We start from the raw sequence: 23,743 nt of genomic DNA on the forward strand, positions 1-23,743 counted from the left end.
TCATCCTCTCGGTTCGCCTGGCAGGTTTTTCGGGATCAAGTGCCCGACCGCGCCGCGCCGCAGCAGCGTCGCGACCAGCAGGGGCACGACGTAGACCAGGATCAGCAGCGCCGCGAGCAGGCGGTACCCGCCCGCGATCAGCCCGACGAGCCCGACCCGCTCGGCCAGCAACATGCACGGCGCCAGCAATGCCAGCGCGAGCAGTGCCCGCGTCCCCGGCAAAAGGTCGGCACGGCCACGTGCTCGCGCGATCCGCTCGTTCACCGCGTGCACCGCCCCCGTCCCGCTTTCGAGCAGCGCGGCGAAGATCATCAGCTGGAAGCCGAGGTGGAAGAGCGGGTGGCCGAGCCGCACCAGCATATAGTCCGACGGGAGCACCGCACTGGCGATCTCCGGCAGGAAGGCAGTCATGCAGACGAAGAAAAGCAGGGCCGGCAGCATGGCGAGCGGGCCGGCGATGGCGCCGGCGATCACCGCGTCGCGACCGGAGCGGATATGGCGCGTGACCGGTAGGACGATCACCGCGCCGACGATATTGTAGCCCGCATAGGTAACGCCGCCGAGCGCCCAACCGGCGCCGGGGCCTTCCGTCGTCGCGAAGGCCGCCTCGATGCGGTGCCCGATGTTCGTCACCGCAAGCACCAGGAACAAAGCGTAGGTGGCGTAAAGCAGTACTGAGACCCAGAGGAACACGCGCTCCACGCTGGCATTGCCCCAGGCGACGCAGACGACGATTCCGATCAGCAGCGCCAGCGTGCCGACCAGGGGCTGCACGCCAAGGACAGCCGCACCGATCTCCCCCGCAGCCGCTCCGAAGATCGCGAGAACGACGACGATGAACAACGCATAGGCAGCCTCGAACGCCACCCATCCACGCCCGAGCAGCGCCTGGAAGAAGGTGCGATAGTCGTGCGCGCCGATCGCATGGGCAAGGCGGAAGGTCGCCGCGGCGACGACGCTCCAGATCAGGGTCGCCAGCAGCATCGCGAGCACCCCGCCCCAGGGCCCGGCGGGCAGGAAGAATTCGGCGAGCTCGCGCCCTGTCGCATAGCCGCCGCCGATGACTACGGCCTTGAACGCCAGTCCCGGCAGCACGAACCGCCGGAGACGGTCGGCAGCGGTGGCGTTCAGGCCGCGCATGCATCGAGCAGGCGCTGGAACGGCTCGCCGCCGCGGATCGGATCGGCGGCGGGAAGCCCCAGCCGCTTGGACGTCCGCGCGATTTCCTCCGCCGCCTCGTCCGCGCCCATCCCCGCCGTGTTGAGGCTGATGCCCGCGCACCGGATCGCCGGATTGGTCAGCTGCCCCAAGGCGATCGTCTGCGCGATCACCGCCTCGATTGACGGGACCGCATAGCCTGGCGTTCCCAGAATCTGCGAACGCCCCGGCTGGTGGCAAACGACGAAAAGATCGGGCTGGCTGCCGTGCAGCAGCGCGAGCGACACCGCCGCATAGGCGGGATGAAACAGCGAGCCCTGGCCTTCGATCACATCCAGATGCTGCGGGGGCGCATTCGGACTCAACAGCTCCGCCGCGCCGGTCGCGAAGTCCGCAACCACCGCGTCGATAGCGATGCCCTCTCCCGCGATCATGATGCCGGTCTGCCCGCTCGCACGGAAGCGCGCGTCCATGCCCCGCGCCTGCAAGCCGCGCGCGATCGCCAGCGCCGCGTATTTCTTGCCGAGCGCACAATCGGTGCCAACGGTCAGCAGGCGGCGCCCTGTACGCTTGAGACCGCTGGCGATCGGCAGGCCCGCCGGCGGCACCCGCACGTCGATCAGCCGAACCCCCGCCCGCGCCGCTGCCTCGCGCAGCGGCGCGATCTCCGCCAGCCGGGTATGGAGCCCCGCGATGATATCCAGCCCCGCCGCCACTGCGTCGAGCAGCGCCGGCAGCCAGGACTCCGGGACGACGCCGCCCTGGTTGGCCACCCCGATGACCATCGAGCGTGCCCCGCCCGCCACCGCCGCCGCTGGCGACATCCGCGGCAGGCCGGTGGTCACCGTCGCATCGGGCAAGGCGTATTCGGCCAGACATTTGTCGCCGGCCCAGTCGCGAAGCCCAAGCGCGGTCTTGGCGAAGCCCGGCTCCACGGCGTCCCCCAGGAACAGTAGATACGGCGCTTCCAGGACGTGCACCGCAGACGCGGGCGGCCCGGACATCGCGCTCCTGGCAAGATCCATCGTCAAAAACTCAGCCCCAGCGTCGCGCCGATCGTGCGCGGCTGGATCGGGCTTACCTCGATGCCCCCATTGGGCCGCGTCCGGTACGTGCCGGCGGCGACGAGCCCGCGCGCATTGCCGAGGTTGCGGGCATAGACGGAAAGGTCGAAGCGCCCCAGTGTCGCCCCCGCGCGAAGGCTGGCGGTGCTGTAGCCATCGAACGTCAACCGCCGGCCATAGACGTCCCGGTAGGCCGCGTCGAAATTGCCCGGCCGATCGCTGACCGTCGAAAGATCCGCGCCGACATAAGGTTTCGCATCGCCCCAGTCCCAGCGATATTCCGCCGAGACATTGGCGTTCCACCGCGGCGCGAATGGCAGCTGGTCGCCGTCCAACCCGCCATTGGCGGTATCCCCGCGCAGCCGCGAGTGATTATAGGCGGCCGTCGCCGTCACGGTGAAGCCGCGGATCGGCCGCAGCGTCGCGGTCGCCTCGAAGCCGTGCACCCGTGCGCCGCGACCATTGGCGTCGGCGGTGATCGGACCGGCGTCGGACTGGAAGGTGGCAACGATCAGCGTCTTGTCCCAATCGAGATAATAGGCCGAGAGATCGATGCCGAAGCTGCGGTCTGCGGTCTCCGCGCGGATGCCCGCCTCATAGCTCATCAGCGTGTCGGCATCCGTTTTGGTGGGGTAGTCGGCGGGAGCACCCGGCGGCACGACATTGGGCCCGCCGGGACGGTAGCCCTTGGCGACGCGCGCATAGAGTTCGCTGTGCGGCGCGAACTCGAACCGCGGCGCGGCGGACCAGGTGAACACGCCTTCGGACGATTCGACGCGGCTTTCCGATCGGCCGCCGAACAGGATGCCGTCGAGCAATTGCGTCGTACGCTGGTCGTTATGGCTGTAGCGACCGCCCAGGGTGAGATCGAACCGGTCGCCGAAATGCACCGTCGCGCTGCCGAACCCGGCATATTCCTTGTACACCGAATCCAGCTGCGCGAGCGCGAGATCGGAAAAGCCGGGGATCGGCGGGACCGGCGTCACGGCCCTGCCCGTTGCATTGTCGTAGGGGAAGTAACGCTGATAGAGCTGCCCGGGCTCGCGCGTGAAATAGCCGCCGACGAGCCAGTCCACCCGCCCCGTGCCATTGGATGCGAGCCGCACTTCCTGGGTGAATTTCTTTTGCGTCGACCGGTTGGGATAATAGATCCCATAGGCGTCCGGCGACAGGCCGAACACGCCCGCCGACGCAAGCTGCGCCAGCGTCAGGCCGTCGCCCACATCGTTATACGAGACGTCGCTGCGGTCGGTTGCCACCTGGCGGCTGTAGCTCGTAATCGAAGTAAGCGTCGCGACGCCGAAGTCATAGCTGAGCGTGCCGGTGTAAAGGCGATAGCGGACGCGGTTCTGGTCGGGAAACAGCTGGTAGCGAACCTCGCCGCCGCCCGTGGGCGCGCCAGTGAACGGGTCGGTGGTAATGGGCTGGAGCGTCGCCGGATCTGCATCGAAGGCGTTGCGCCCCTCGACATCGATATTCTGCAGCACCGCAGTCAGCCGCAGCGACAGGCGATCGGTCGGCTGGACGAGCAGCGACGCGCGGCCGCCATAGCTGTCGGCCCGGTTGATGTTGTCGCCGGGCATGCCGATCGCGTCGATATAGCCGCCGGTCCGACGGTAGAAGCCGCTCGCGCGCAATGCCATCTTGTCGCCGAGCGGTACATTGAGCACGGCATTGCCCGAATAGCCGATATCGCCGCCCTTCACCGTCTCGATGCCCGCCTGCCCGCGCGCCTGCCATTCGCCCAGTTTTGGTGCGACGGTGACATATTTGACGACACCGCCCAGCGAGTTTGCACCGTACAGCGTGCCCTGCGGCCCGCGCAGCACCTCCAGCCGCTCGACGTCAAACGTGTCGAAGTCGCCGGCAAGCGTCGCGCCGTTGGTCTGGCTGGTGCTCGAACCGAAGGGGGTATCGTCCAGATAGACGGCAACGGTCGGACTGGCCCCGCCCGCATTGATGCCGCGCAGCACGACGCGAGTCTCGCCGGGATTGCCGGATTCGAACGAGAGCCCGGGCACCAGCGCGGCATAATCGGCGATGCTGCGCGCCTGACGCTGCTCCAGCGCCTCTCCGCCCAGCACCGACATCGATTGCGGCACCTGCGACAGCGTCTGCTCGCGCTTCTGCGCCGTCACGATAATCTCGTCGGCAGCGGCCGCGCCCCCGTCCTGCCGCGCTTCGGGAAGCGACTGCGCTGCAGCCGCGCCGGCCGCGAGAAGCGCCACGACACTGGTAGCCGTTGCGGTTCGACGGATGCTCCTCATGGCAGCTCTCCCAATGTAATTTGCTGATCAGGATGCTAATGTCCTGATCAGAGAATAGTCAACCTGCTTCTGCTATGTTTTTGTTACAGCGACCCTGCGCGATGCGGGATCGATCATCGCGAGCAGCAGCGCAGCCAGGGCAGCCAGGGCTGCCAGCAGCACGAAAAAGGCACCATGGCCGAGGTGCGTCCACAAGGTCCCCACCAGCCCCGCGGCAAGGCTGCCGCCGAAGGTGGCGAGGTACCAGGCTGCGACGGTGGTCGCGCCGAGGCCCGCTGGCGCCAGGCGGGCAAACAGGCCCAAGCCGGTCGGCAGAATGTGCAGCTCGCCAAAGGTCAGCAGCGCGAAGAAGAGGGCGAGCCAAAACCAGTGCGCTCGTCCCCCCATGGCCGCCAGCGCGGCGAGCATCAGAAAGGCAGTAGCAACCAGCAGCGCGCCCACGGCCATCCGCCGCACCGGGCGATCGACACCGCCCCGCTCCGCCCGGCGGCGCCAAAGCACCAGCAGAAACGGCGTCATCGCCATTACGAACAGCGGATTGAGCGACTGGAACCACGTCATCGGGATCATCGCACCTCCGGCGTGGCGATCGACGCCGATGTCGGCCCAGAGCGCTACCGTGTTGCCGGCCTGTTCATAGGCGGCGCGAAACACCGTGACGCACAACGCCACCGCGACCAGCAGCAGCACCACGTCGCGCGGGAAACGGCCGCCGGGCTGCGGCGTCTCGGTCCGCAGCGTGGGCACCGGTGTCGGCAGATAGCGCTGGCCCCAAAGATAGATGCCGAGCCCGACCACCATCCCCACGCCCGCCGCGCCAAAGCCATAGTGCCAGCCCAGCCACTCGCCGAGCGTCCCGCAGATCAGGGGGGCGAGGAACCCGCCGATGTTCACGCCGAGATAATAGACATTGTACGCCCAGCCCACGCGGGGGTCGCCGGGCGCGTAGAGATCGTCGATCTGGCTCGGCAGGCTCGGCAGGAACAGGCCGTTGCCCAGCGCGATGGTGATCAGCGCGGCATAGAAGAGCGGCTCGAACGCCATCATGAAATGGCCGAGCGCCATGATCGAGCCGCCCAGCAGGATCGCGCGCCGCTTGCCGAGCAGGCGATCCGCGATCACACCGCCCAGAATCGGCGTGAAATAGGCGCAGGCGGTGTAGGCGCCGTAGATCAGCGACGCCTTGCCCTGCGAGAAGAGCAGCTGCTTGGTCATGTAATAGACCAGCAGCGCGCGCATGCCGTAATAGGAGAATTGCTCCCACATGTTGGTCAGGAACAAGACCGTCAGCCCGCGCGGCTGACCGAACCAGCTGGGGGCAGCGGCGCCCTCGGTGGTCATCCGCCCCACACCTCGGCGCCGGCGAACAGCGTGCCGTTTTCGTAGACGACGCTCGGCGCCCGGTCCTCGGCAAGGAAGATCGGGCCGTCCAGATCGACCAGATCGGCGATCTGCCCGAGGACGAAGCCCGGCGCAGTCGCGAGGCTCGAGGCGATCATCGTGCCGACCATCACGCCCAGCCCCCGCCGCCGCGCCTCAGCCGCCATCAACAGCCCCTCGGTAAGGCCGCCGCATTTGTCGAGCTTGATGTTGACGACATCGAACCGTCCGCTGGCGCCAGCCACATCGGCCAGCGTCAACAGGCTCTCGTCGCCAGCCAGCGGGATGGCGGAGCGATAGCCGTCGAGATCCGCCTCCGCCCCACGGGCGAGCGGCTGCTCCAGCAGCGAAACGCGGTGCGGCACCAGTCCTGCCACCAGCGCGTCGAGCGCATCGCGACGGAACCCCTGATTGCCGTCAACGCCGAGCCAGACGTCGGGCCGCGCCGCCCGGATCGCGGCGACCCGCGCCAGGTCGAGCGCCAGGTCGCCGGTCAGCTTGACCTTGATCGACCGCGCCTGCGCATAGCCGCGGGCCGCTGCCGCCATCGCTTCGGGCGTGTCGGCGCTGACGGTGAAGGTCGTGACGATCGGCTTCGGCGGCGCGTCGAGCCCGGCCAGCCGCCATATCGGCTGGCCCGTGCGCCGGGCCTCCAGCTCCCACAGCGCCGCATCCACGGCGTTGCGCGCGCCGCCTGCGGGCATCAGCGCGCGCAGGGCCTCCCGCGTCGGGCCCGCCTCGATGGCCGGACGTGCCGCCTCGATATCGGCAAGCATGTGCGGCAGATCGTCGCCGAGATAATAGGCGCCCGCCCCCTCGCCCCGCCCGCGATGCGTGCCGTCGTCGAGCGTGACGAGCAGCACCTCGGCCACGTCGAACACATAGCCCGCGATGCGGAACGGCTGCGCCAGCCGCAGCGAGACGGTTTCGGTGGTCAACCGCAGCATCAGTAGTGCACCGTGATCGCGAGGAGATGGAAGGCCCATGCCATCCACAGCAGCACCAGCGTCGCGAGCAGCACCAGCACTGCCCAGAGCTTGCGCGTCCAGCGCCGCCCGTCGCGGAAGGCGAGCCACAGGTTCCAGCCGCTGATCCCCACCGCACCGACGAACACGACGGCGCTGGCGATCTGCGCGAGCACCAGCACCGCGTCGGCCGGCGCGACGTCGCCGAACAGGACCGAGATCAGCCAGAACCAGCAGACGAGCATCAGCAGATCGGCCAGCGCCATGATCCGGGCGGCACGCGCCACCCGCAGCGACCATCCGCCGAGCGTCGACGCAGCCTGGGTACGGCGGCGGAGCCACCAGCCGGCGGGCCAGGCGAGCACCGTCAGCAGCAGCACGGCGATACTCGCATAGATGGCCGGCACCAGCCACGCGGCGGAACGATAGGCCGGCACCCGATTCCAGACCATGAAGGGGGAGACGAGGTCGAAGCTCCAGCGGACCGGCTTGCCGTTCACCAGTTGCGCCGCCAGCCGGTCATGCCCCGCGACATCGCGCCACACAAATGGTGCGATCTCGACCCAGGTGATCGGCACACCGTTCGCGCCCTTGACCGACGGGATGACCAGCCGGCCCTTCGCATCGGTGGTCACTTCGGCCTGGCCGAACAGATTGAGGATGTCGACGAAGTTGGTAAAGGAGCCGCGGCTGACCTGCCACTGCCCCGCCATCGCCTGCGCATGCTGCGCGGCGGTCGCTGCATCGACGCGGCCGTCACGGATCGTGGCGGGGAAATAGCGATCGGCGAAATCCTGGAACAGCTGGCCGCGGATGACGTGCGCGGCGCCGTCGCGCCCGGCGGAGTTGAAGGACACGTACAGCCCGGTCCGCTCCGCCAGGAACAGGTGCAGCGAGGTGTGCATCTGGTTGGTATCGCCCAGATGCGCGATGACCTTGCGGCCGTTGATATCGGTGTCGAAGAAGCCGAGCTCCATCCGGTTGAGCGGCGGGATCAGCGCGCGCGGATCGATCTTGCCCAGCGGGCTGGCGTGCATCAGCGCGGCCGTCTCCGGCCGCAGGATACCGCGTCCCTGCTCCAGATGCGCGATCATGAACTTGGCCATGTCCAGCCCCGAGGCCGACAAGGCGCCGGCAGGGGCAGGCACGACGATCTCGAACGGCTTGGCCGCCTCCGACGCGACCGGATAGCCCTCGGACGCCAGCGGCCGCAGCTGCGCCGGCAGCGGCTGGCGGAAACTCGCGGTGCGCATGTCGAGCGGGCGGAAAATCCGCTGCTCGACATAGTCGTCGAACCGCATGCCGGAGACGCGCTCGACGATGTATCCGGCCAAGGTGCTGGCCCAGTTCGAATAGGCCGGTGTCGTGCCGGGGGCATAGACCCGGGCCGGCACATGGCGTTTCAGATAGGCGCCGATCGGCTCCACATCCGCCGGATCATAGGTGATCAGCTTCTTGTTCGCCTCTTCGAAACCCGCTGTGTGCGTCAGGATCTGGCGCATCGTGATCGGCTTGCCCTGATAGGCGGGGATGCGGAAATCGAGATAGCGGTTCACGTCGGCGTCGAGGTCGATCTTCCCCGCCTCCACCTGCTGCATCACCGCCGTCCAGGTGACGAGCTTCGAGACCGAACCGGGGCGGAACAGCGTCCGGGCCGGATCCACGGGCAAGCGCTTGGCGATATCGGCGAAGCCATAGCCGCGCGCCGCGATCACCTGCCCGTCCCGCACCACCGTTACCACCGCGCCGGCGATGTCGCCGCTATGCAGCGCATAGGGCATATAGCCGTCCAGCCAGGCGGTGACGTCCTCTCCCGTCAGCGCATGCGCCCCCCGCCCGGCGGGCGGCGCGACCTGCCCGACGGCGTTTGGCACGATCGGCGGCTTCGCAGGCTTGGGCTCCTGCGCCGGTGCGGCGAGGCCGATGGACATTGCGGCGACCACACCGAGCAATCTCAGAGTTCGAACGACCGTCCCCATTGCCGAGACCCCTTCGCTTCGATACTGTATATCAGCATCCTGATCAGGACAGTTTTATCCTGATTAGGCCAATCGTCAACGGCCTATGGAGACTGCCGCCTTGCCGACATCAACCGCGACGCTGGGAACGCTCCTTAAGGGGCTTCGCGCGCGAGAAGGCTGGACGCTCAAGGAAATGAGCGCGAAGTCGGGTATTCCCGTCTCGACCCTGTCGAAGATCGAGCACGATCGCCTCACCCTCACCTATGACAAGCTCCAGGCGCTGGCGCAGCGGCTGGGCATGCGGATGACCGACCTGTTCGCCGAGAGCCAGGAGGAGACGTCGTCGGTCCAACCGGTCACCGCGCGCCGCAGTCTCGGCGATGTCGCGCATGCCGTCCGTGTCGAGACACCGAACTATGACTATTATTATCTCTGCACCGAATTGCGCCGGAAGCGGATGATCCCCGTAATCACCAAGATCCGCGCACGCTCGGCCGAACAGTTCGGCGAGCAGGTGCGCCACTCCGGCGAGGAGTTTCTGTACGTGCTCAGCGGGCGCGTGGAGGTGCAGACCGAATTCTACGATTCGGTGATCCTCGAGCCGGGACAGGCCATCTATATCGATTCGAGCATGGGCCACGCCTATCTCGCCGCCACTGGCTGCGAAGAGGCCGAAGTGCTGGCGGTGATGTCGAGCGCGGAGGAGGAACTGATGGAATCGCTGTTGCACCTGCACCACGGGCAGCAGGAAGGCGGTTCCGAGAAGCGGAGCCGGTCGACCGCGCCGACCAACGGCAGCAGCGGCCCGCGGTGAAGGCGGCGTTGCTCCTCGCCTTCGCGGTGGCGGCCGCCACGCCGGCCTTCGCCCAGAACGAACCGGCGCGGGTGGCGCGCATCCTCCGCACCACGCCGCTGATCGACGGCCATAATGACTGGCCCGAAGTGTTGCGCGAGCGGCAGGGCGACGCGCGGTGGACGAGCGACCTGCGCGATCTCGCGGCCAGCAAGCCCGCCTATGATACGGACGTTGTCCGGCTGCGCCGCGGCATGGTCGGCGGGCAATTCTGGTCGGTCTGGGTGTCGCCCGCGCTTCCGGGCAAGGAGCAGGTCGAGCAGACGCTCGAGCAGATCGATCTCGTGCGATCGCTCGCGGATCGTTATCCCGACGTATTCGCGCTGGCGCGCACCGCCGCGGACGTGCGCCGCATCCATGCCGCGGGACGCATCGCCTGCCTGATCGGGGTGGAAGGCGGCGGCCAGATCGACGGCAGCCTGTCCGTGCTCCGCACCTATGCGGCGCTGGGCGCGGGCTATCTGACGCTGACGCATTCGCGGGCGATCGAATGGGCGGATTCCGCGACCGATGATCCCAAGCATGATGGGCTCACCGATTTCGGCCGCAAGGTGGTGCTGGAACTCAACCGTCTCGGCATGCTCGTCGACCTGTCGCACGTCAGCGAGAAGACGATGCGCGACGCGCTGGCGGTGACGCGGGCGCCGGTGATCTTCTCGCATTCGAGCGCCCGCGCGATCGACGACCATCCGCGCAACGTATCGGACGCAGTGCTGAAGCTGGTCGCGCAGAATGGCGGCGTGGTGATGGTCAACTATGCGCCGGCCTATGTCTCCGAAGCTTATCGCCGCTGGTCAGCGGATGCGCTCGCCGAAAAGGCGCGCCTCAATTCCCCGCCCTATGACGGGATCGACATCGGCCAACCCGACAAGGCGGCGGCGGATTATGCCGTCTGGCTAGCCGGCCATCCCGCACCGACCGTGACGCTGGCGCAGGTGGCGGACCATGTCGAGCACATCGCGAAGGTGGCCGGGGTCGACCATGTCGGCTTGGGCTCAGACTTCGACGGCGTGGGCGAGACACTGCCGCAGGGGCTCGGTGATGTGTCCACCTATCCGGCGTTACTTGCCGAGCTTATGCGCCGCGGCTGGAACGATGCGGATATCGCCAAATTGGCCGGCGCGAACGTCCTGCGCGTGATGGAGTCTGCGGAACGTGTCAGAACTCAATTGAACGGCATCAGTTCTGCTGACTTGTATTCGCAACCCAATAAGCCCGAAGGGCTTACTTCTCAGCAGATCGCGCAGCTTCTTTCTCGGGACGATAGCTGACAATTGTCGTAAATCGTAGGTAGGTCACGGAATCATACCGACCACCGTTTGCGATGACGGTATATCGCACGGTATCTAGGCTGGCGCCACCTTGCACAAACCCTTGATTTAATTACGATTTTTTTCCGCGTTCGACTCCGTCCCCGGCACCATCCATCTCTCCGTACCGTTCTATCAACGTTCAAAAATACGCAGATTTGCGTGGTTTTTACGGTATCTGATCCACGCAAGTCGGGGTGAAGAGACCGTCATGCTCACCGACGCGGCCGTCCGCCGAATGTAACCGCGGGACAAAGCCTTCAAGACTCAGGACAGGCACGGCATATACCTCCTCGTTCAGCCTGCGGTGCTCGGTACTGGCGGCCGGACTATCGACATGACGGCAAACGCGGTAGCTGATCGGTTTCGCCAACCCGCTGATCGGCACTCGGCCGATCGAGGATATCAGCGCGCCTGAGCTGCTCACCGTATTGCGGACCGTAGAGGCCCAAGCGAAGGGAGTAACGCCGTCCGGGCTGTAGGTGCGGCGGCGCTACAGGCTTGTAGCGATTGTGAATTTTCGCGCCGCTCGCAGCCTGGCGAAATACGAATGTCAGGCTTGCCGCTGGCGTAGGCGTCACCATATGCCGCAGTGCAACATGATTCTGCCCATCGGGTAGATGTTGCGCAGGAGCCGAGATATGCGCACTTCCATCCTCGGCATGATCGCCAGCACCACCGGCGGAACGACCTCGGCAGACAGGCTCACCGACCTCGGCGGGTTCGGCAGCAATCCGGGCGCCTTGCGCGCCCGCATCCATGTGCCGGAGCGACTGGCGGACCGCCCTTCGCTTGTCGTCGTATTGCACGGCTGCACGCAGACTGCGGCGGGCTATGATCACGGATCGGGCTGGTCGCGACTGGCCGATCGACATGGTTTCGTGCTCCTCTACCCGGAGCAGCACCGCACCAACAACGCCAATCTCTGCTTCAACTGGTTTGAGCCGGGCGACATCGAGCGTGGCAAGGGCGAGGCACTGTCGATTCATCAGATGATCGAGGCCGTCGTCGTCGCGCACGGCATCGACCGCGGCAGCATCTTCGTAACCGGCCTGTCGGCAGGCGGCGCGATGGCGTCGGTAATGCTCGCGACCTACCCGGAGACGTTTGCGGGCGGTGCGATTATCGCCGGCTTGCCTTATGGCTGCGCGTCCAACGTGCAGGAGGCGTTTGGCGCGATGCGCGCGCGCGGCAAAACGCGGCCCGATGCGCTGGCCGCGCTCGTCCGGCGCGCGTCGGATCATGCCGGGCCGTGGCCCAAGGTGTCGGTCTGGCACGGCAGCGGCGACACCACGGTGAACCCGGACAATGCTGACGCCATTGTCGAGCAATGGCTGCCGCTTCATGACATTTCCGGGAGTCCGTCCACGACCGATGTTGTCGATGGCTACCCGCACCGCGCCTGGCGCGATGCCGAGGGGCACATCGTGGTGGAGGCGTACGACATCACCGGGATGGGCCACGGCACCCCGCTCGACACCAAGGGCACCAACGCCCTCGGCGCTGCAGGCCCGCACATGCTCGACGTGGCAATCTCGTCGTCGCAGCGGATCGCTGCGTTCTGGGGGCTGACCGCAAGCACCATTGCGCAGCCGGAGGCGGCCGCGCACGTCCAAGATACGGGTTCGGCGGCTACCGCGGCCGGCGTTGCGCGCCGTGTTACGCGGGCGCGACGACTTCACCCGGAGCCGCAGCCCGCGGCTAAAATCGACATAGGCAAAATCATCAACGACGCGCTGCGCGCCGGCGGTCTATTGAAATAGCGTCAGTCCTTTCGAGTCCTGCCAGCCCTGACCCGCCGACGGCGAAGTCTGCGATCGAGAAGCGACGTAGCGACTGCGCGATCCAACGCGGGTTAAATCGTTGCGAAGGTCGCGCGCACATCGGCCAGCAAGGCCTCCGGGTTCTCCATAGCGGCGAAGTGACCGCCCCGCGAGGGCTGACCAAAGTGGCGCAAATCCGTGAATCGCCGCTCCACCCAGCGCCGGGACAGCCGCACCGCCTCGCCTGGGAAGATGCTGACCCCCGCCGGCAGCGCGATCGGCTCGCCCGGAAGGCCACCCGCAGCCTGAGCATTCTCCCAGTAGAACCGCGCCGAACTCGTGCCAGCGTTGGGAAGCCAGTACATCATGATATCGTCGAGCATGTGATCGAGCGGGATCACATGCTCGGGCTTGCCGCCACTTTCGGTGACGTCCTGGAAGAGTGCATAGATCCAGGCGGCCAGGCCCACGGGCGAATCGGCCAGGGCGAAGCCAACCGACTGCGGCCGCGTGTTCTGGAGCTTCATATAGCCCGACTGCTCTCGATCGTACCGCTGCATGCCGGCAAGCATCGCTCGCTCCTCCGGCGTTGCCTCCGCGATTTCCGCCTGCGTGGGTTGAAACAGGACCATGTTGAGGTGGATGCCCTGAAGACCCGGGGCCTGCATATGCGCCAGTACGGTGACGACGGCCGCTCCCCAGTCGCCGCCCTGCGCAACCCAGCGATCGCCATAGCCCAGCCTGCGCATCAGTTCGGCATAGGCGCACGCGACGCGGCCGACATTCCAGGCGGGCTCGGTGGGCTTGTCCGAGAAGCCGAACCCCGGCATCGAGGGGATGACGAGATGGAAGGCGCGCTGCGCCGCTCCGCCGTACGCGGCGGGATCGGTCAGCGGACCAATCATCTCGCGAAACTCAAGGATCGACCCGGGCCAGCCATGGGCGAGCAAGAGCGGCACCGCGTCGGGTTCCGGCGAACGAATGTGAAGGAAGTGGATGCCCAGGCCATCGATCCTGGTCCGACTGCTCCCCCACCCATTGATCCGGGCTTCGGCCGCACGCCAGTCATAGCCATCCTGCCAACGTGCGACCAAGTGACGAATGGCATCCAAGGCCGGGCCTTGGCTACCGTCGCGCACGGTGCCGCTGTCGGGCCAGCGGGTCAGGGCGAGGCGATCGGCGAGGTCCGTCAGCGCCGCCTGCGGAACGCTGATCGGGAATGGTGTGACGATGTCTGCCACGGTGGCGGTCTCCTGATGGAATGCGAGGTTATGCGAGCGTGGAGGCAAGGACGGCGGAGGCACTGGTCCAGTCCCTCTTGCCGTAGCGGCCGTTGTCGAGGTCGTGCAGCTTGCCCCGCCCGGTCGCCATGTCGCGGAGATATTGCATGCCTTGCCACGCCGGGAACGGCGCGTCGCTTTCGGGGGTGAGGGCACGCGCCACGGTGATGAGCGCGCTCAGACGAGCGGTGCCACCGGCGCGAAACAGACGCCAGCAACGCCCGTCCATCTCGGTCAACAGCTTGGCCAGTCCCCGCGAGCTGATCTGATCGCCCGATATCCGCAGGTAGCGCGGCGCATCGGAATCGAGTGCGGTATCCGCGGTGAAGCTGGCTACGTCGTCCTTGGTGGTAAAGTCGAACAGCTGGTCTGCATCGCCCCAGAAGAGCACGCGTCGAAAGCGATGCAAGACGATCGGCGCCTCGCCCTTCAACAGCTCCGCGAAGGGCCCATTGAGGATCGAGGTGGCACGGATCGGCGCAGCATCCACCCGCGCGGCGAACTGGCGGCGAAGGTCCATGTTGCGGTTGTCGCCCGGGCGGGTTGCCCGGTAATCCAGGCAGAAGTCCGTGGGAATGAATCGCGGCACGCCAGCCGCCACCGCAGCGTCAAGCAGGCGCCCCTGCGCATCCAGGATCACGGGCGCCGTGCCGTTGAGCGCGGACACGACGCAAATGGCGCCGCCAAGGGCGCGCGTGAGCGCAGCGCTGTCTTCGAACGCAACGGGTAGCTGGTCGATGCCGCGGCGCGCCAGCCTGTCCGACGGCCGGCGCACCAGCGCCCGCACCTTCACATTCCTGGCCATCAGGGCATTGACAATGCTGTCGCCCAAGTCGCCAGAGGCACCGGCCACAACGACCAGAGGTGAACTTTCCATTCCGCGCATCGCCTGCTCCATCTGCGTCTCGCCGACGGAGATAGTCGTTGCAAATCTTGACGATTAGACTGCCTGATCGGAACAGGACGTTGCTTGAAATGGAACAAGGAATGGATCTTTCCGATCTGCGTGCGTTCGTGCGCATAACCGACCTGATGAGTGTTTCCGCGGCTGCGCGTGCGCTTGGGCTGCCAAAGTCGGGCGTGAGCCGCGCGCTTGCGCGGCTTGAACGGGACCTTGGAACGCTGCTGGTCGACCGCTCGACGCGCCACCTGCGCCTGACCGATGCGGGAACGCTGTTCCGGCCGCATGCGCTGCGCATCCTCGCCGATGTCGAGGAGGCGACCACCGCGATGGATGGTCTGGGAGGGATCCCGGCCGGCACCTTGCGGGTAAGCCTGCCCTATACGGTCGCAACCGCGCTCGTCGCCCCCATGCTGCCCAAGTTCATGGCGGCCTACCCTCAGGTCTGTGTCGTGCTGGCGGTGGAAAACCGGTTTGTCGACATGCCGGCCGAAGCAGCGGACCTGCTGATCCGCGTAGGACCGCTGGTGGACAGCGATCTCATCGCGCGGCGGCTCCTCGTCTCGGAGTCATGGCTGTGCGCGAGCCCAGGCTATCTGGCGGCACATGGCAGTCCGGCAGGCGTTGCGGATCTCGCCGCGCACACGCTGATCGGATACAGCGAACGGCCGATGTCGTATCGGGATGACGTTGCAGACGAGCCCGGCTGCATCGAGTTGACGCCGTCCGTCGCCATCTCCGATTCCGCTGCCCTCCTCCCGATCGTCCTGGACGACGCCGGGATTGCCAAACTCCCGGACTTTCTTGCCGCGCCGCACATCGCCGACGGTCGGCTGATCCGGCTATGGCCGGGGGCTTCGGGGGATCAGACCGTGCTTCATGCAGTCTACCCAAGTCACCGCAGTTTGTCAGCGAAGGTGCGGGTGTTCATCGACGCACTGATTGCCGACCTCGGCTCGTGGCGCAGCTAGCGATCCACGACGCGGGGAGCCCGGCCGGGGATCCAATGCGGGTGTTTCGGGACAGGATCAATCGCGCCCGCTGAGCGAGTCCAGCGCCGAACAGATATGCGTGCGAAGCGCCGGATCTCGAGTGATTTCCAGCATCGCGCTGAGGCTGGAACGGGCGCCGCTCACATCGCCCGCGTGCAACAGCAGGCGGGCTCGCTCCCACCAGCCCTGGCCATGGGCCGGTGCGATCACGGTCATGCGTTCGTACAGCGTCGATGCTCGGGCGGTGTCGCCCGCAGCTTCCGCCCTGCTGGCCTGGTTCATCAGCAGCCGCACCAGAACCAATCGGTTCGACATGGGCGTGACGTGTTCGATCGTGGGGACCCTCGCCGGCCCCAGAACGCCTCGCAGCAGCGCGGCCAGTTCGTCCGCCGCAACCACCCGTCCGTCGTTGAACGGGTCGATCAGCACGGCGTCCGTTTCCGAGCCGACGCGGGCGAGCACGTGGCCGGGTGTATTCAGCGGGTCCACCCGCCAGCCGAGCCGCCGCGCGGCGGCGGCGTAGAGGATGGCGAGGCTCACCGGCAGCCCGCGCCGGCGATCGATGACGCGGAGAAGATCGGCGTTGGCCGGATCGTCATACCGGCTCCGATCGCCGCTGAACCCGAAGGTCCCCGCCATCACACGGGCGAGCGCCTGGGCACGTTCCTCTACCGTCTCGGCATCCGCGCCTGCCGCTGCCAAGCGTTCGGTGAAGTCGTTGAGCTCGGTCACATAAGGGGCAAGATCGGTTTCGGGGTGATCGAGTGCCGCCAGCTGGAGCGCAGCCGCGTCCAATTCAATCGCCTCGTCTTCCATAAGGCCGAGCTGGAGGATCGTGTCGGTGGACGCAGAGGTGGCCAAGATCATCTTCCTCCTTGCAAGATTGGGTTCGGAGCCCCCGCCGGATCAGCGAGCGATCAACGACTGCGCAACCTCGCGCAGCAGGTGCGCCACGTCGTCATACAGCGCCACTGCGCCCGCTGCGAGCAACGCGTCGTCGGCAAATCCGCCCGATCGCAGGCCGATCGCGGCGATGCCGCACTTGCGGGCTGCTTCGACGTCGTAGGGCGTATCCCCGACGACAAGCACCTCGTCGGGCGCAAGGGGTGCGACCTTTTCGAGCGCAGTCGCGAAGATGTCCGGCGCCGGCTTGGTCCGCTCCACATCGTCCGCGCTGGTCGTCTCGGAAACGAGAGCGTGCGCATCGAGCAACCCGAGATAATGCTCGAGCTCAGCCGTGGAGGCGGATGAGGCGAGCACGACGCGCAGCCCGTCGGCATGGACCCGCGCGAGGATTTCGTGAGCATCGGCGAAAGGCTCGACCCGATCCAGGAACTTGGCCTTGAAGATCGCGCCATGGGTCTCGCCGAGCTTTTCCTGGCCAGCCTCATCGAGATCCGGGAGCAGCGCGGGGACCAGCATGTCGGTGCCCTTGCCAATCTGGTCGTGGATCACGTGCGCCTCGAAGCGCGCGCCGATCGTCGCGAACGCCTCTTCCCACGCGGCGACATGGAAGTCGTTGCTATCCACAAGGGTGCCGTCGATATCGAACAGAACGGCTTTGATCGGCATGAGTCACCTGCGCCAGAAATAGGGCCAGCGATGCGGTGATCGCCGTGCCAGACGAACCGAGCGCATCGGCTCGGCCAAGGTTCCCGCAAACGAGCACGGCATTGGCCGCGTGCCGGCCGCGCAAAACACGAAGGGCCGCCCCATCGCTGGAGCGGCCCTTCCATTGCCTGCCACGGAAGGCGGGAGGTCAGAGGCGGCAAGCCTCGACGAGGTTCGCCATGCCCACGGAATCTGCCTTCAGCGGCGTGTGACAATGAGACATTCGACCACCTCCTTTCTGTTGTTGAACAAGGCCGAGGATATCGGCGCGCAACAAGAAATTTCAAGGATTGCAATCAGTTGATCTAAATCATCGTTTCCTTGAACGACGGGCTCCGCTAGCGTGGCGAACATCGGCTGGCCGGGAGGCAAGCCATCCTCTAAGGACAGGCCGAGCGACAGGCATCGCACCGCATCCATGCTGAACCAACCGCGCATCGAGGGGTTCTCCAGCACGGGACCGGCGCCTCGCTGAGGTCGCCACGGTTTCATTCATCCAACTGAGCAAGGGGACGATCGATCGTGGCACAAGCGCGGGCGGAGAGCTTCATCGACAGCCTGCCCAGGTCCGATGGTGCGCTTGGCCGCCTCGTAGCTCGGCACGATTGGTCGCGCACGGCGATCGGGCCGATCGAGCGCTGGCCCGAAAGCCTCAAGACGACCCTAGGGGTCATCCTCCTGTCCCCCGTCCCCATGGCGCTGCTGTGGGGCGAGAACGGGGTCATGCTCTACAACGATGCCTATGCCGTACTCGCCGGGGGACGGCACCCTGCCCTGCTCGGAACCGAGGTCCGGGAAGGCTGGCCGGAAATCGCCGACCTCAATGATCACGTCCTGCGAGCTGGGCTGGCGGGCGGCCGCCTCGCCTATCGGGACCAGGCATCGTGGCCGCACCCGCACGGCACGCCGGAGCAGGTCTTCATGAACCTCGATTATTCTGCGGTACCGGGAGAAGATGGTCGGCCGGCGGGCGTGCTCGTGATCGCGGTAGAGACGACACAGCATGTCGCGGCGGAGCAGCGCGTGCGTGAAAGCGAGGGGCGCTATCGGCAGATCGTCGAAGGCGCCGAGGACGTCGCGATCGCCACCGTCGATGAGCATGGCCATGTCACGAGCTGGAACACCGGTGCCCAGCGCATCACCGGCTTCGACGAGGAAGACATTCTCGGCAAGTCAGGTGCGGCCATCTTCACGCCCGAGGACCGCCTCGCCGGCGCACCCGACCATGAGCTGAACCGCGCCCAGGCCGATGGCCGGTCGCTCAACGAACGCTGGCACGTACGCAAGGACGGCAGCCGGTTCTGGGGGTCCGGGCTCACGATGCGGCTCGACCAGCCGGGCGGCGGATATCTGAAGATCTTTCGCGATCGCACGGCCGAGCACGCGGCGGAAGCGCGACTGCGTCGCCGTTCCGAACAGCTCCAGGAGCTTGCCGAGACGGCCTATGCGGTAGCGCGTGCGCCGACGCTGGAGGCGACGCTCGACGAAATCACCCGCGCCGCGCGCACGATTGTCGGCGCGCATCAGGCGGTCGTCAGTCTGACCCAGGACGACGATTGGTCGCAGGTCATTCCCTATCTCGATCTGAGCGAGAAATATGCCGAATGGCGCGGGTACGCCACACCGGCGGACGGCTCGGGCATCTATGCGCTGGTCTGCGAGACCAATCGCCCGGTACGGCTCACCCAGGCCGAACTCGAACGCCATCCGCGGTGGCGCGCCTTCGGTGCCCATGCCGAGGAGCACCCGCCGATGCGCGGCTGGCTGGCGGTGCCGCTCGTCGGGCGCGACGGCCGCAATCTTGGCCTCATCCAGCTGTCGGACAAGGAAGACGGATCGGAGTTCGACGAGAACGACGAAGCGATTACCGTGCAGCTCGCCCGCCAGGCGGCCGACATCATCGAGCGCGGCCGGACCCAGGCAGCGCTCGCGGCCGAAGTCGCTGCCCTGGGGCGCCTGCAAGAGGTCAGCACCCGCCTGATCCGCGATGAATCGCCGCAATCGGTTTACGACGCGATTCTCACTGCCGCCACCGACCTGATGGGATCGGAACACGCCAGCATCCAGATGCTGAACCCGTCCGGCGACCTCGATCTGCTGGCGCACCGCGGCTACGACTCCCGCTCGGCCGCTTATTGGCAGACCGTCCGCGCAACCTCGGGCAGCACGTGCGGCCTCGCGTTGATGTCGGGACAGCGCGTGATCGTGCACGACGTGGAGGACAGCGGTCTGGCCGCGGAAAGCGGCGACCTGCAATCCTATCGCTGGTCGGGGATTCGCGCGGTGCAGACGACACCGCTTCTGTCGCGGTCGGGCAAGCCGCTTGGCATGCTGTCGACGCACTGGAAGCGCCCGCATACCCCTTCGGAACGCGACCTTAAGCTGTTCGACGTACTCGCCCGTCAGGCCGCCGACGGGATCGAGCGGGTGACCGCCCAGGCCGAACTGCGAGAGAGCCAGGCGCGCCAGACGTTCCTGCTCTCGCTGTCGGACATGCTGCGCACGCTGAAGTCGCCGGTGGAAATCGCCTCCGCGGCCGCGCAGCAGATTGCGGAGCAATATGGCCTCAGCCGGGTCTTCTACGCGGAATTTTTCGGAAGCCTGATGAAGGTGGAACGCGATTATACGCGGGGCGTCGACTCGATCGTGGGGGAACATGAGCTGGCGGCGTTCGGCGAACCGCTGCTGCGTGCCTATCACGAGAGCCCGGTTGTTCGGATCGACGATGTCCGTACCGATCCGAGACTTGGTGACGATGCGCGCGCCGGGCTGCTTGCGCGGCAGGTCGGCGCCTATCTCGACGTGGTGTTGTTCGAGGACGAGCAGTGGGTGAGCGTGCTGGCGATGCAGAGCCCCACGCCGCGCAGCTGGTCTCCGGCAGAAGAGGAACTGTTCCGCGAAATCGGTCAGCGGGTAAAGACCGCGATTGAGCGCGCTGCTGCCGAGGATCGGCTTCGCGAGCTGAACGAGACGCTCGAACGACGCGTCGCCGAGGCGCTGGCCGAAAGGAAGCTGCTTGCGGACCTCGTCGAGGGCACCGACGCGTTCGTGCAGGTGGTCGACCACGATTATCGCTGGCTCGCGATCAACCGGGCCGCCACCGACGAGTTCGAGCGCATCTATGGCGTTCGGCCCAAGGTTGGCGATTCGATGCTCGATGTTCTTGCGGGCAGACCAGAGCATCAGGCGGCCTTGCAACCTGTATGGGAGCGCGCGCTAGCAGGGGAAGAGTTCACGGAAGTCGCCGAGTTCGGTGATCCGAGCCGGGACCGCCGCTTCTACGAGATGAAGCACAACCTGCTGAAGGACGCCAATGGCGTGCAGATCGGTGCCTACCAGTTCGCGTACGACGTCACCGAGCGAATCGCCGAGCAGCAGCGGCTGGCGGAAGCCGAGGAGGCACTGCGCCAGAGCCAGAAGATGGAAGCGATGGGTCAGCTGACCGGCGGCGTCGCGCACGACTTCAACAACCTGCTGACGCCGATCGTCGGCTCGCTCGACATGCTGCAACGCCGGGGTATCGGGAACGAGCGTGAGCAGCGCCTGATTGCGGGGGCGGTACAGTCGGCAGAACGCGCCAAGACGCTCGTCCAGCGGCTGCTCGCCTTCGCGCGGCGCCAGCCGTTGCAGCCTGTCGCGGTCGACGTCGCCAAGCTCGTCCATGGCATGGGCGATTTGGTCTCGAGCACGAGCGGACCGCAGATCGAGGTCGTGCTGCAGGTCGCCGACGATCTGCCCGCCGCCAAGGCAGATCCGAACCAACTCGAGATGGCGCTGCTGAACCTTGCGGTAAACGCGCGGGATGCCATGCCCAAGGGCGGCGTGCTGCGAATCTCAGCCGCGGTGGAGAAGGTCGGTCGCGGGCACCGTTCGGGGTTGAAGCTCGGTACCTACGTCAAGCTTTCGGTGGCGGATACGGGCGCGGGCATGGACGAGGCGACGCTGGCGCGCGCTATCGAGCCGTTCTTCTCGACCAAGGGCGTGGGCAAGGGAACTGGGCTCGGCCTGTCCATGGTACATGGCCTCGCCTCCCAGCTCGGCGGCGCGCTGACGATCCAGAGCGAGCCTGACCGCGGCACGACCATCGAGCTTTGGCTACCGCAGAGCGCGAAGATACCGCAGGCGTCGGAGCAGTCGGGCGATCACAGCCTTGTTCCCATGGTGCGCGGGGTCGCGCTGCTGGTCGACGATGAGGAACTGGTGCGGATGAGCACCGCCGACATGCTCACCGAAATGGGCTATGCCGTCGTCGAGGCCGCTTCCGGTGAGGAAGCGATGCGCATGCTCGAGAAAGGTGTGACGTTCGACCTGCTCCTGACGGACCATTTGATGCCTGGCATCACTGGAACCGATCTGGCGCGCATGGTCCAGGCGGCGCGGCCCGACGTGCCTGTGCTGCTCGTATCAGGTTATGCCGAGGCAGAGGGGGTTGATCCCGACCTGCCCCGGCTGATCAAGCCGTTCCGGAAGGATGAACTCGCGTCCAGCCTGGCCCAGCTGCCAAGCAATTTAAGCGCAACACCGGCGTAGATGTAGATCAACACTATCGTTTGGATCGAACGATCGAGGCGGATGTTCTGGTGAAGACAGGAAGGAGGCGAGCATGTGGGCGCCCCAACCATTTTTCCAGAACGCTACCATCTTGCTGGCCACCCAGCAGAGCTTTTGCGCATCCTATCTGGCGCAGGCGTTCTCAATGTTCGGGCTGCAGACGGACGGCCCCTTCGCGGATGAAGCAGAACTGCGAGCCTGGCTCGATGCCTCACCGTTTGCGCCTGCGGCTATCATTTTCGCCGCCGACTGGCTCGGCACCCCAGAAGCCCCGCTGCCGCCTTGGCTGGCGCAGCGGAATATCCCGCATCTCCTGGTAGAGAACGCGCCTTGGCAAAACGCGGGGGCAGGCCTGCAACCGGCGTTCATCTGGCCCTATGCCGCGTTTCAGGTCGTAGAGGCGCTGCAGAATGCCGTCGCGCGGTCGATGGGCCTGCTGGACCCGTTTCCGGCGGAGCGGCAGCCTGACTAAAGGCGCGCGTCAGACAGGCAAAGCGATGGGAAGGCGGCAAGGCGGCCGCGCTCAGCTAGACATCAGCGCGGCTCGCCTGCAGCAGGCAGCTAACCAACTCTGAACCATGCGAGCATCGGCGGTACCGGCATTCCGTGGCAGCTTCCTGAGCGCGGCGGTAGGTATAAACACCGTGCTCGCCCTGGCAGGCAATCGCACCGCCGTGTGAAACATCAACAGCGATGGCGGTTAGCGCGTCAGCGCGCTCCAGCCAGCCAGATCTCGCACCAGGCCCGCGTCGTTAATGCGTCAGTTGATTTCGACCTGTCCGCGGAACGGGCCATTGGAGGCGGCGTTGCTGGGATGTGAGGGAGATAGGTACAATGGAAGTGAACGCGCGGCTGACGAAATTGACCCGACTGGGATTTGCAGTGCGCGGGCTTCTGTACATCGTGATCGCGTTGCTCGTCATCATGACGGGGCGAGCAGAGGACCCCAGCGGCGCGCTGCAGTACCTAGGGGAAGGTGGTGGTAAGCTGCTGCTGATCGTGATGACGGCCGGTCTGCTCGCCTACAGCCTCTGGCGACTGAGCGATGCTGCGTTCGATATCGAACGCCATGGCTCTGATCGAAAGGGCGTGATGCAGCGCATCGGCGCAGCGGCAAGTGGCATCGTGCACCTTCTCCTCTCCTGGCAGGCCATCCGCCTGATCCAGGGCGTGGCGTCGGCGGGCGATGGCACGCAGGAGGGCGCCCGCACGGCATTGCACCTGCCCGCCGGCGGCGCGCTTGTGATCGCCGGCGGCGTGATCCTTCTCGCGATCGGCATCATCCAACTGGTCAATGCCGCGAGGGCCACATTCCTGCGACATCTGGAACGGAGCATTGCGTGTCGGCCCTGGGTGCAGTGGAGCGGACGCGCGGGCTATGCCGCCCGAGGCTGCGTCTTTGCGATCTCCGGATTCTTCCTTCTGCTAGCAGGTTTGGACGAGCAGGCGAGCGAAGCTGGCGGAACGGCGCAGGCGCTGACCTGGCTCGACAGCCCATTTGATATCTTGGTGGCAGCGGGCCTGTTGGCCTTTGGTGTCTTCGGTCTGGTCGAGGCGCGCTACAGGGTTCTGCATGCGGTGCCCGTCGAGCGTCTGATGCAGCGGGCCAAGATCTAAATGTTCGCTCCGGTCAGCACTTGTGCGTGGTTCCTAAAGCAGACATGCTCTGCTGCGCACCGGGGGGGGA

19 protein-coding genes are annotated in these 23,743 nt (G+C 66.3%); 8 read left to right on the forward strand and 11 right to left on the reverse strand.

What is annotated here, in order from left to right; translation table 11 throughout:
- The 6 genes from ABIC35_RS03585 to ABIC35_RS03610 form a co-directional block, all read right to left on the reverse strand.
- The gene (locus ABIC35_RS03585) at positions 1-1,140 is read right to left on the reverse strand and encodes a YkvI family membrane protein (protein WP_121071758.1); all 1,140 of its coding nucleotides are present in this window, start codon (positions 1,138-1,140) and stop codon (positions 1-3) included.
- On the reverse strand, positions 1,128-2,162 hold the full coding sequence (locus ABIC35_RS03590) for a DUF1611 domain-containing protein (RefSeq protein ID WP_121078869.1): 1,035 nt from the start codon (positions 2,160-2,162) through the stop codon (positions 1,128-1,130). The genes ABIC35_RS03585 and ABIC35_RS03590 overlap by 13 nt, the downstream gene beginning before the upstream one ends.
- A 23-nt stretch (positions 2,163-2,185) precedes the next feature.
- Positions 2,186-4,489 carry a TonB-dependent receptor gene (locus ABIC35_RS03595; protein WP_121071759.1) on the reverse strand — a complete coding sequence of 768 codons (2,304 nt, stop codon included), beginning with the start codon at positions 4,487-4,489 and terminating at the stop codon, positions 2,186-2,188.
- 72 nt (positions 4,490-4,561) lie between these two features.
- Positions 4,562-5,830 (reverse strand): peptide MFS transporter, encoded by a 1,269-nt coding sequence (locus tag ABIC35_RS03600; protein WP_121071760.1) that lies wholly within the window; start codon positions 5,828-5,830, stop codon positions 4,562-4,564.
- Entirely contained in the window at positions 5,827-6,816 is a 990-nt protein-coding gene (locus tag ABIC35_RS03605) for a dipeptide epimerase (RefSeq protein WP_121071761.1), read from the reverse strand. The genes ABIC35_RS03600 and ABIC35_RS03605 overlap by 4 nt, the downstream gene beginning before the upstream one ends.
- Positions 6,816-8,765: a serine hydrolase domain-containing protein gene (locus ABIC35_RS03610; RefSeq protein ID WP_354278300.1), complete on the reverse strand. Its 1,950-nt coding sequence runs from the start codon at positions 8,763-8,765 to the stop codon at positions 6,816-6,818. The genes ABIC35_RS03605 and ABIC35_RS03610 overlap by 1 nt, the downstream gene beginning before the upstream one ends.
- A gap of 148 nt (positions 8,766-8,913) precedes the next feature.
- Here ABIC35_RS03610 and ABIC35_RS03615 point away from each other — a divergent pair, with 148 nt between their 5' ends.
- The 4 genes from ABIC35_RS03615 (at position 8,914) to ABIC35_RS03625 (ending at position 12,721) form a co-directional block, all read left to right on the forward strand.
- The gene (locus tag ABIC35_RS03615; RefSeq protein ID WP_436286766.1) at positions 8,914-9,609 is read left to right on the forward strand and encodes a helix-turn-helix domain-containing protein; all 696 of its coding nucleotides are present in this window, start codon (positions 8,914-8,916) and stop codon (positions 9,607-9,609) included.
- Positions 9,606-10,919: a dipeptidase gene (locus ABIC35_RS03620; RefSeq protein WP_121071764.1), complete on the forward strand. Its 1,314-nt coding sequence runs from the start codon at positions 9,606-9,608 to the stop codon at positions 10,917-10,919. Before ABIC35_RS03615 ends, ABIC35_RS03620 begins: the two co-directional genes overlap by 4 nt.
- Before the next feature lie 419 nt (positions 10,920-11,338).
- A complete protein-coding gene (locus ABIC35_RS21695; RefSeq protein WP_436286770.1) occupies positions 11,339-11,440 on the forward strand; it encodes a hypothetical protein in 102 nt (33 codons plus the stop codon).
- A gap of 159 nt (positions 11,441-11,599) precedes the next feature.
- Entirely contained in the window at positions 11,600-12,721 is a 1,122-nt protein-coding gene (locus ABIC35_RS03625; protein ID WP_121071765.1) for an extracellular catalytic domain type 1 short-chain-length polyhydroxyalkanoate depolymerase, read from the forward strand.
- Between the two features lie 92 nt (positions 12,722-12,813).
- Here the strand turns inward: ABIC35_RS03625 and ABIC35_RS03630 are convergent, their stop codons facing one another.
- On the reverse strand, positions 12,814-13,962 hold the full coding sequence (locus ABIC35_RS03630) for an epoxide hydrolase family protein (protein WP_121071766.1): 1,149 nt from the start codon (positions 13,960-13,962) through the stop codon (positions 12,814-12,816).
- A 28-nt stretch (positions 13,963-13,990) separates the two neighbouring features.
- Positions 13,991-14,899: an NmrA family NAD(P)-binding protein gene (locus ABIC35_RS03635; RefSeq protein WP_354278301.1), complete on the reverse strand. Its 909-nt coding sequence runs from the start codon at positions 14,897-14,899 to the stop codon at positions 13,991-13,993.
- Positions 14,900-14,988: 89 nt separating this feature from the next.
- On the opposite strand from ABIC35_RS03635, the gene ABIC35_RS03640 reads away from it, so the two are divergent.
- Positions 14,989-15,873 carry a LysR family transcriptional regulator gene (locus ABIC35_RS03640; protein ID WP_121071767.1) on the forward strand — a complete coding sequence of 295 codons (885 nt, stop codon included), beginning with the start codon at positions 14,989-14,991 and terminating at the stop codon, positions 15,871-15,873.
- Between the two features lie 57 nt (positions 15,874-15,930).
- On the opposite strand, the gene ABIC35_RS03645 is transcribed toward ABIC35_RS03640, so the two are convergent.
- The 3 genes from ABIC35_RS03645 to ABIC35_RS03655 all read right to left on the reverse strand — a co-directional run bounded on the left by ABIC35_RS03645 (position 15,931) and on the right by ABIC35_RS03655 (position 17,961).
- Complete coding sequence (locus ABIC35_RS03645) at positions 15,931-16,761, reverse strand: SirB1 family protein (RefSeq protein ID WP_121071768.1); 831 nt, start codon at positions 16,759-16,761, stop codon at positions 15,931-15,933.
- Between the two features lie 39 nt (positions 16,762-16,800).
- Positions 16,801-17,466 carry an HAD family hydrolase gene (locus tag ABIC35_RS03650; protein ID WP_121071769.1) on the reverse strand — a complete coding sequence of 222 codons (666 nt, stop codon included), beginning with the start codon at positions 17,464-17,466 and terminating at the stop codon, positions 16,801-16,803.
- Between the two features lie 237 nt (positions 17,467-17,703).
- Positions 17,704-17,961 carry a hypothetical protein gene (locus ABIC35_RS03655; protein WP_147425798.1) on the reverse strand — a complete coding sequence of 86 codons (258 nt, stop codon included), beginning with the start codon at positions 17,959-17,961 and terminating at the stop codon, positions 17,704-17,706.
- A gap of 66 nt (positions 17,962-18,027) precedes the next feature.
- Between ABIC35_RS03655 and ABIC35_RS03660 the strand changes: the two genes are divergently transcribed.
- The 3 genes from ABIC35_RS03660 to ABIC35_RS03670 all read left to right on the forward strand — a co-directional run bounded on the left by ABIC35_RS03660 (position 18,028) and on the right by ABIC35_RS03670 (position 23,673).
- Complete coding sequence (locus ABIC35_RS03660; protein WP_121071770.1) at positions 18,028-22,035, forward strand: GAF domain-containing protein; 4,008 nt, start codon at positions 18,028-18,030, stop codon at positions 22,033-22,035.
- 73 nt (positions 22,036-22,108) lie between these two features.
- A complete protein-coding gene (locus ABIC35_RS03665; RefSeq protein WP_121071771.1) occupies positions 22,109-22,528 on the forward strand; it encodes a hypothetical protein in 420 nt (139 codons plus the stop codon).
- 362 nt (positions 22,529-22,890) lie between these two features.
- Positions 22,891-23,673: a DUF1206 domain-containing protein gene (locus tag ABIC35_RS03670; RefSeq protein WP_121071772.1), complete on the forward strand. Its 783-nt coding sequence runs from the start codon at positions 22,891-22,893 to the stop codon at positions 23,671-23,673.
- The last annotated feature ends 70 nt before the right edge of the window (positions 23,674-23,743 follow it).

This window comes from Sphingomonas trueperi (genome assembly GCF_040545965.1).
GTDB classification, from domain to species: Bacteria; Pseudomonadota; Alphaproteobacteria; order Sphingomonadales; family Sphingomonadaceae; genus Sphingomonas; species Sphingomonas trueperi_C.

What these genes read in the sequence shown, in the direction of transcription:
- ABIC35_RS03585 (WP_121071758.1), bottom strand. Translation starts at nt 1,140, where the DNA reads ATGCGCGGCCTGAACGCCACCGCTGCCGACCGTCTCCGGCGGTTCGTG.
- ABIC35_RS03590 (WP_121078869.1), bottom strand. Translation starts at nt 2,162, where the DNA reads ATGTCCGGGCCGCCCGCGTCTGCGGTGCACGTCCTGGAAGCGCCGTAT.
- ABIC35_RS03595 (WP_121071759.1), bottom strand. Translation starts at nt 4,489, where the DNA reads ATGAGGAGCATCCGTCGAACCGCAACGGCTACCAGTGTCGTGGCGCTT.
- ABIC35_RS03600 (WP_121071760.1), bottom strand. Translation starts at nt 5,830, where the DNA reads ATGACCACCGAGGGCGCCGCTGCCCCCAGCTGGTTCGGTCAGCCGCGC.
- ABIC35_RS03605 (WP_121071761.1), bottom strand. Translation starts at nt 6,816, where the DNA reads ATGCTGCGGTTGACCACCGAAACCGTCTCGCTGCGGCTGGCGCAGCCG.
- ABIC35_RS03610 (WP_354278300.1), bottom strand. Translation starts at nt 8,765, where the DNA reads ATGTCCATCGGCCTCGCCGCACCGGCGCAGGAGCCCAAGCCTGCGAAG.
- ABIC35_RS03625 (WP_121071765.1), top strand. Translation starts at nt 11,600, where the DNA reads ATGCGCACTTCCATCCTCGGCATGATCGCCAGCACCACCGGCGGAACG.
- ABIC35_RS03635 (WP_354278301.1), bottom strand. Translation starts at nt 14,899, where the DNA reads ATGGAGCAGGCGATGCGCGGAATGGAAAGTTCACCTCTGGTCGTTGTG.
- ABIC35_RS03640 (WP_121071767.1), top strand. Translation starts at nt 14,989, where the DNA reads ATGGATCTTTCCGATCTGCGTGCGTTCGTGCGCATAACCGACCTGATG.
- ABIC35_RS03645 (WP_121071768.1), bottom strand. Translation starts at nt 16,761, where the DNA reads ATGATCTTGGCCACCTCTGCGTCCACCGACACGATCCTCCAGCTCGGC.
- ABIC35_RS03650 (WP_121071769.1), bottom strand. Translation starts at nt 17,466, where the DNA reads ATGCCGATCAAAGCCGTTCTGTTCGATATCGACGGCACCCTTGTGGAT.
- ABIC35_RS03665 (WP_121071771.1), top strand. Translation starts at nt 22,109, where the DNA reads ATGTGGGCGCCCCAACCATTTTTCCAGAACGCTACCATCTTGCTGGCC.
- ABIC35_RS03670 (WP_121071772.1), top strand. Translation starts at nt 22,891, where the DNA reads ATGGAAGTGAACGCGCGGCTGACGAAATTGACCCGACTGGGATTTGCA.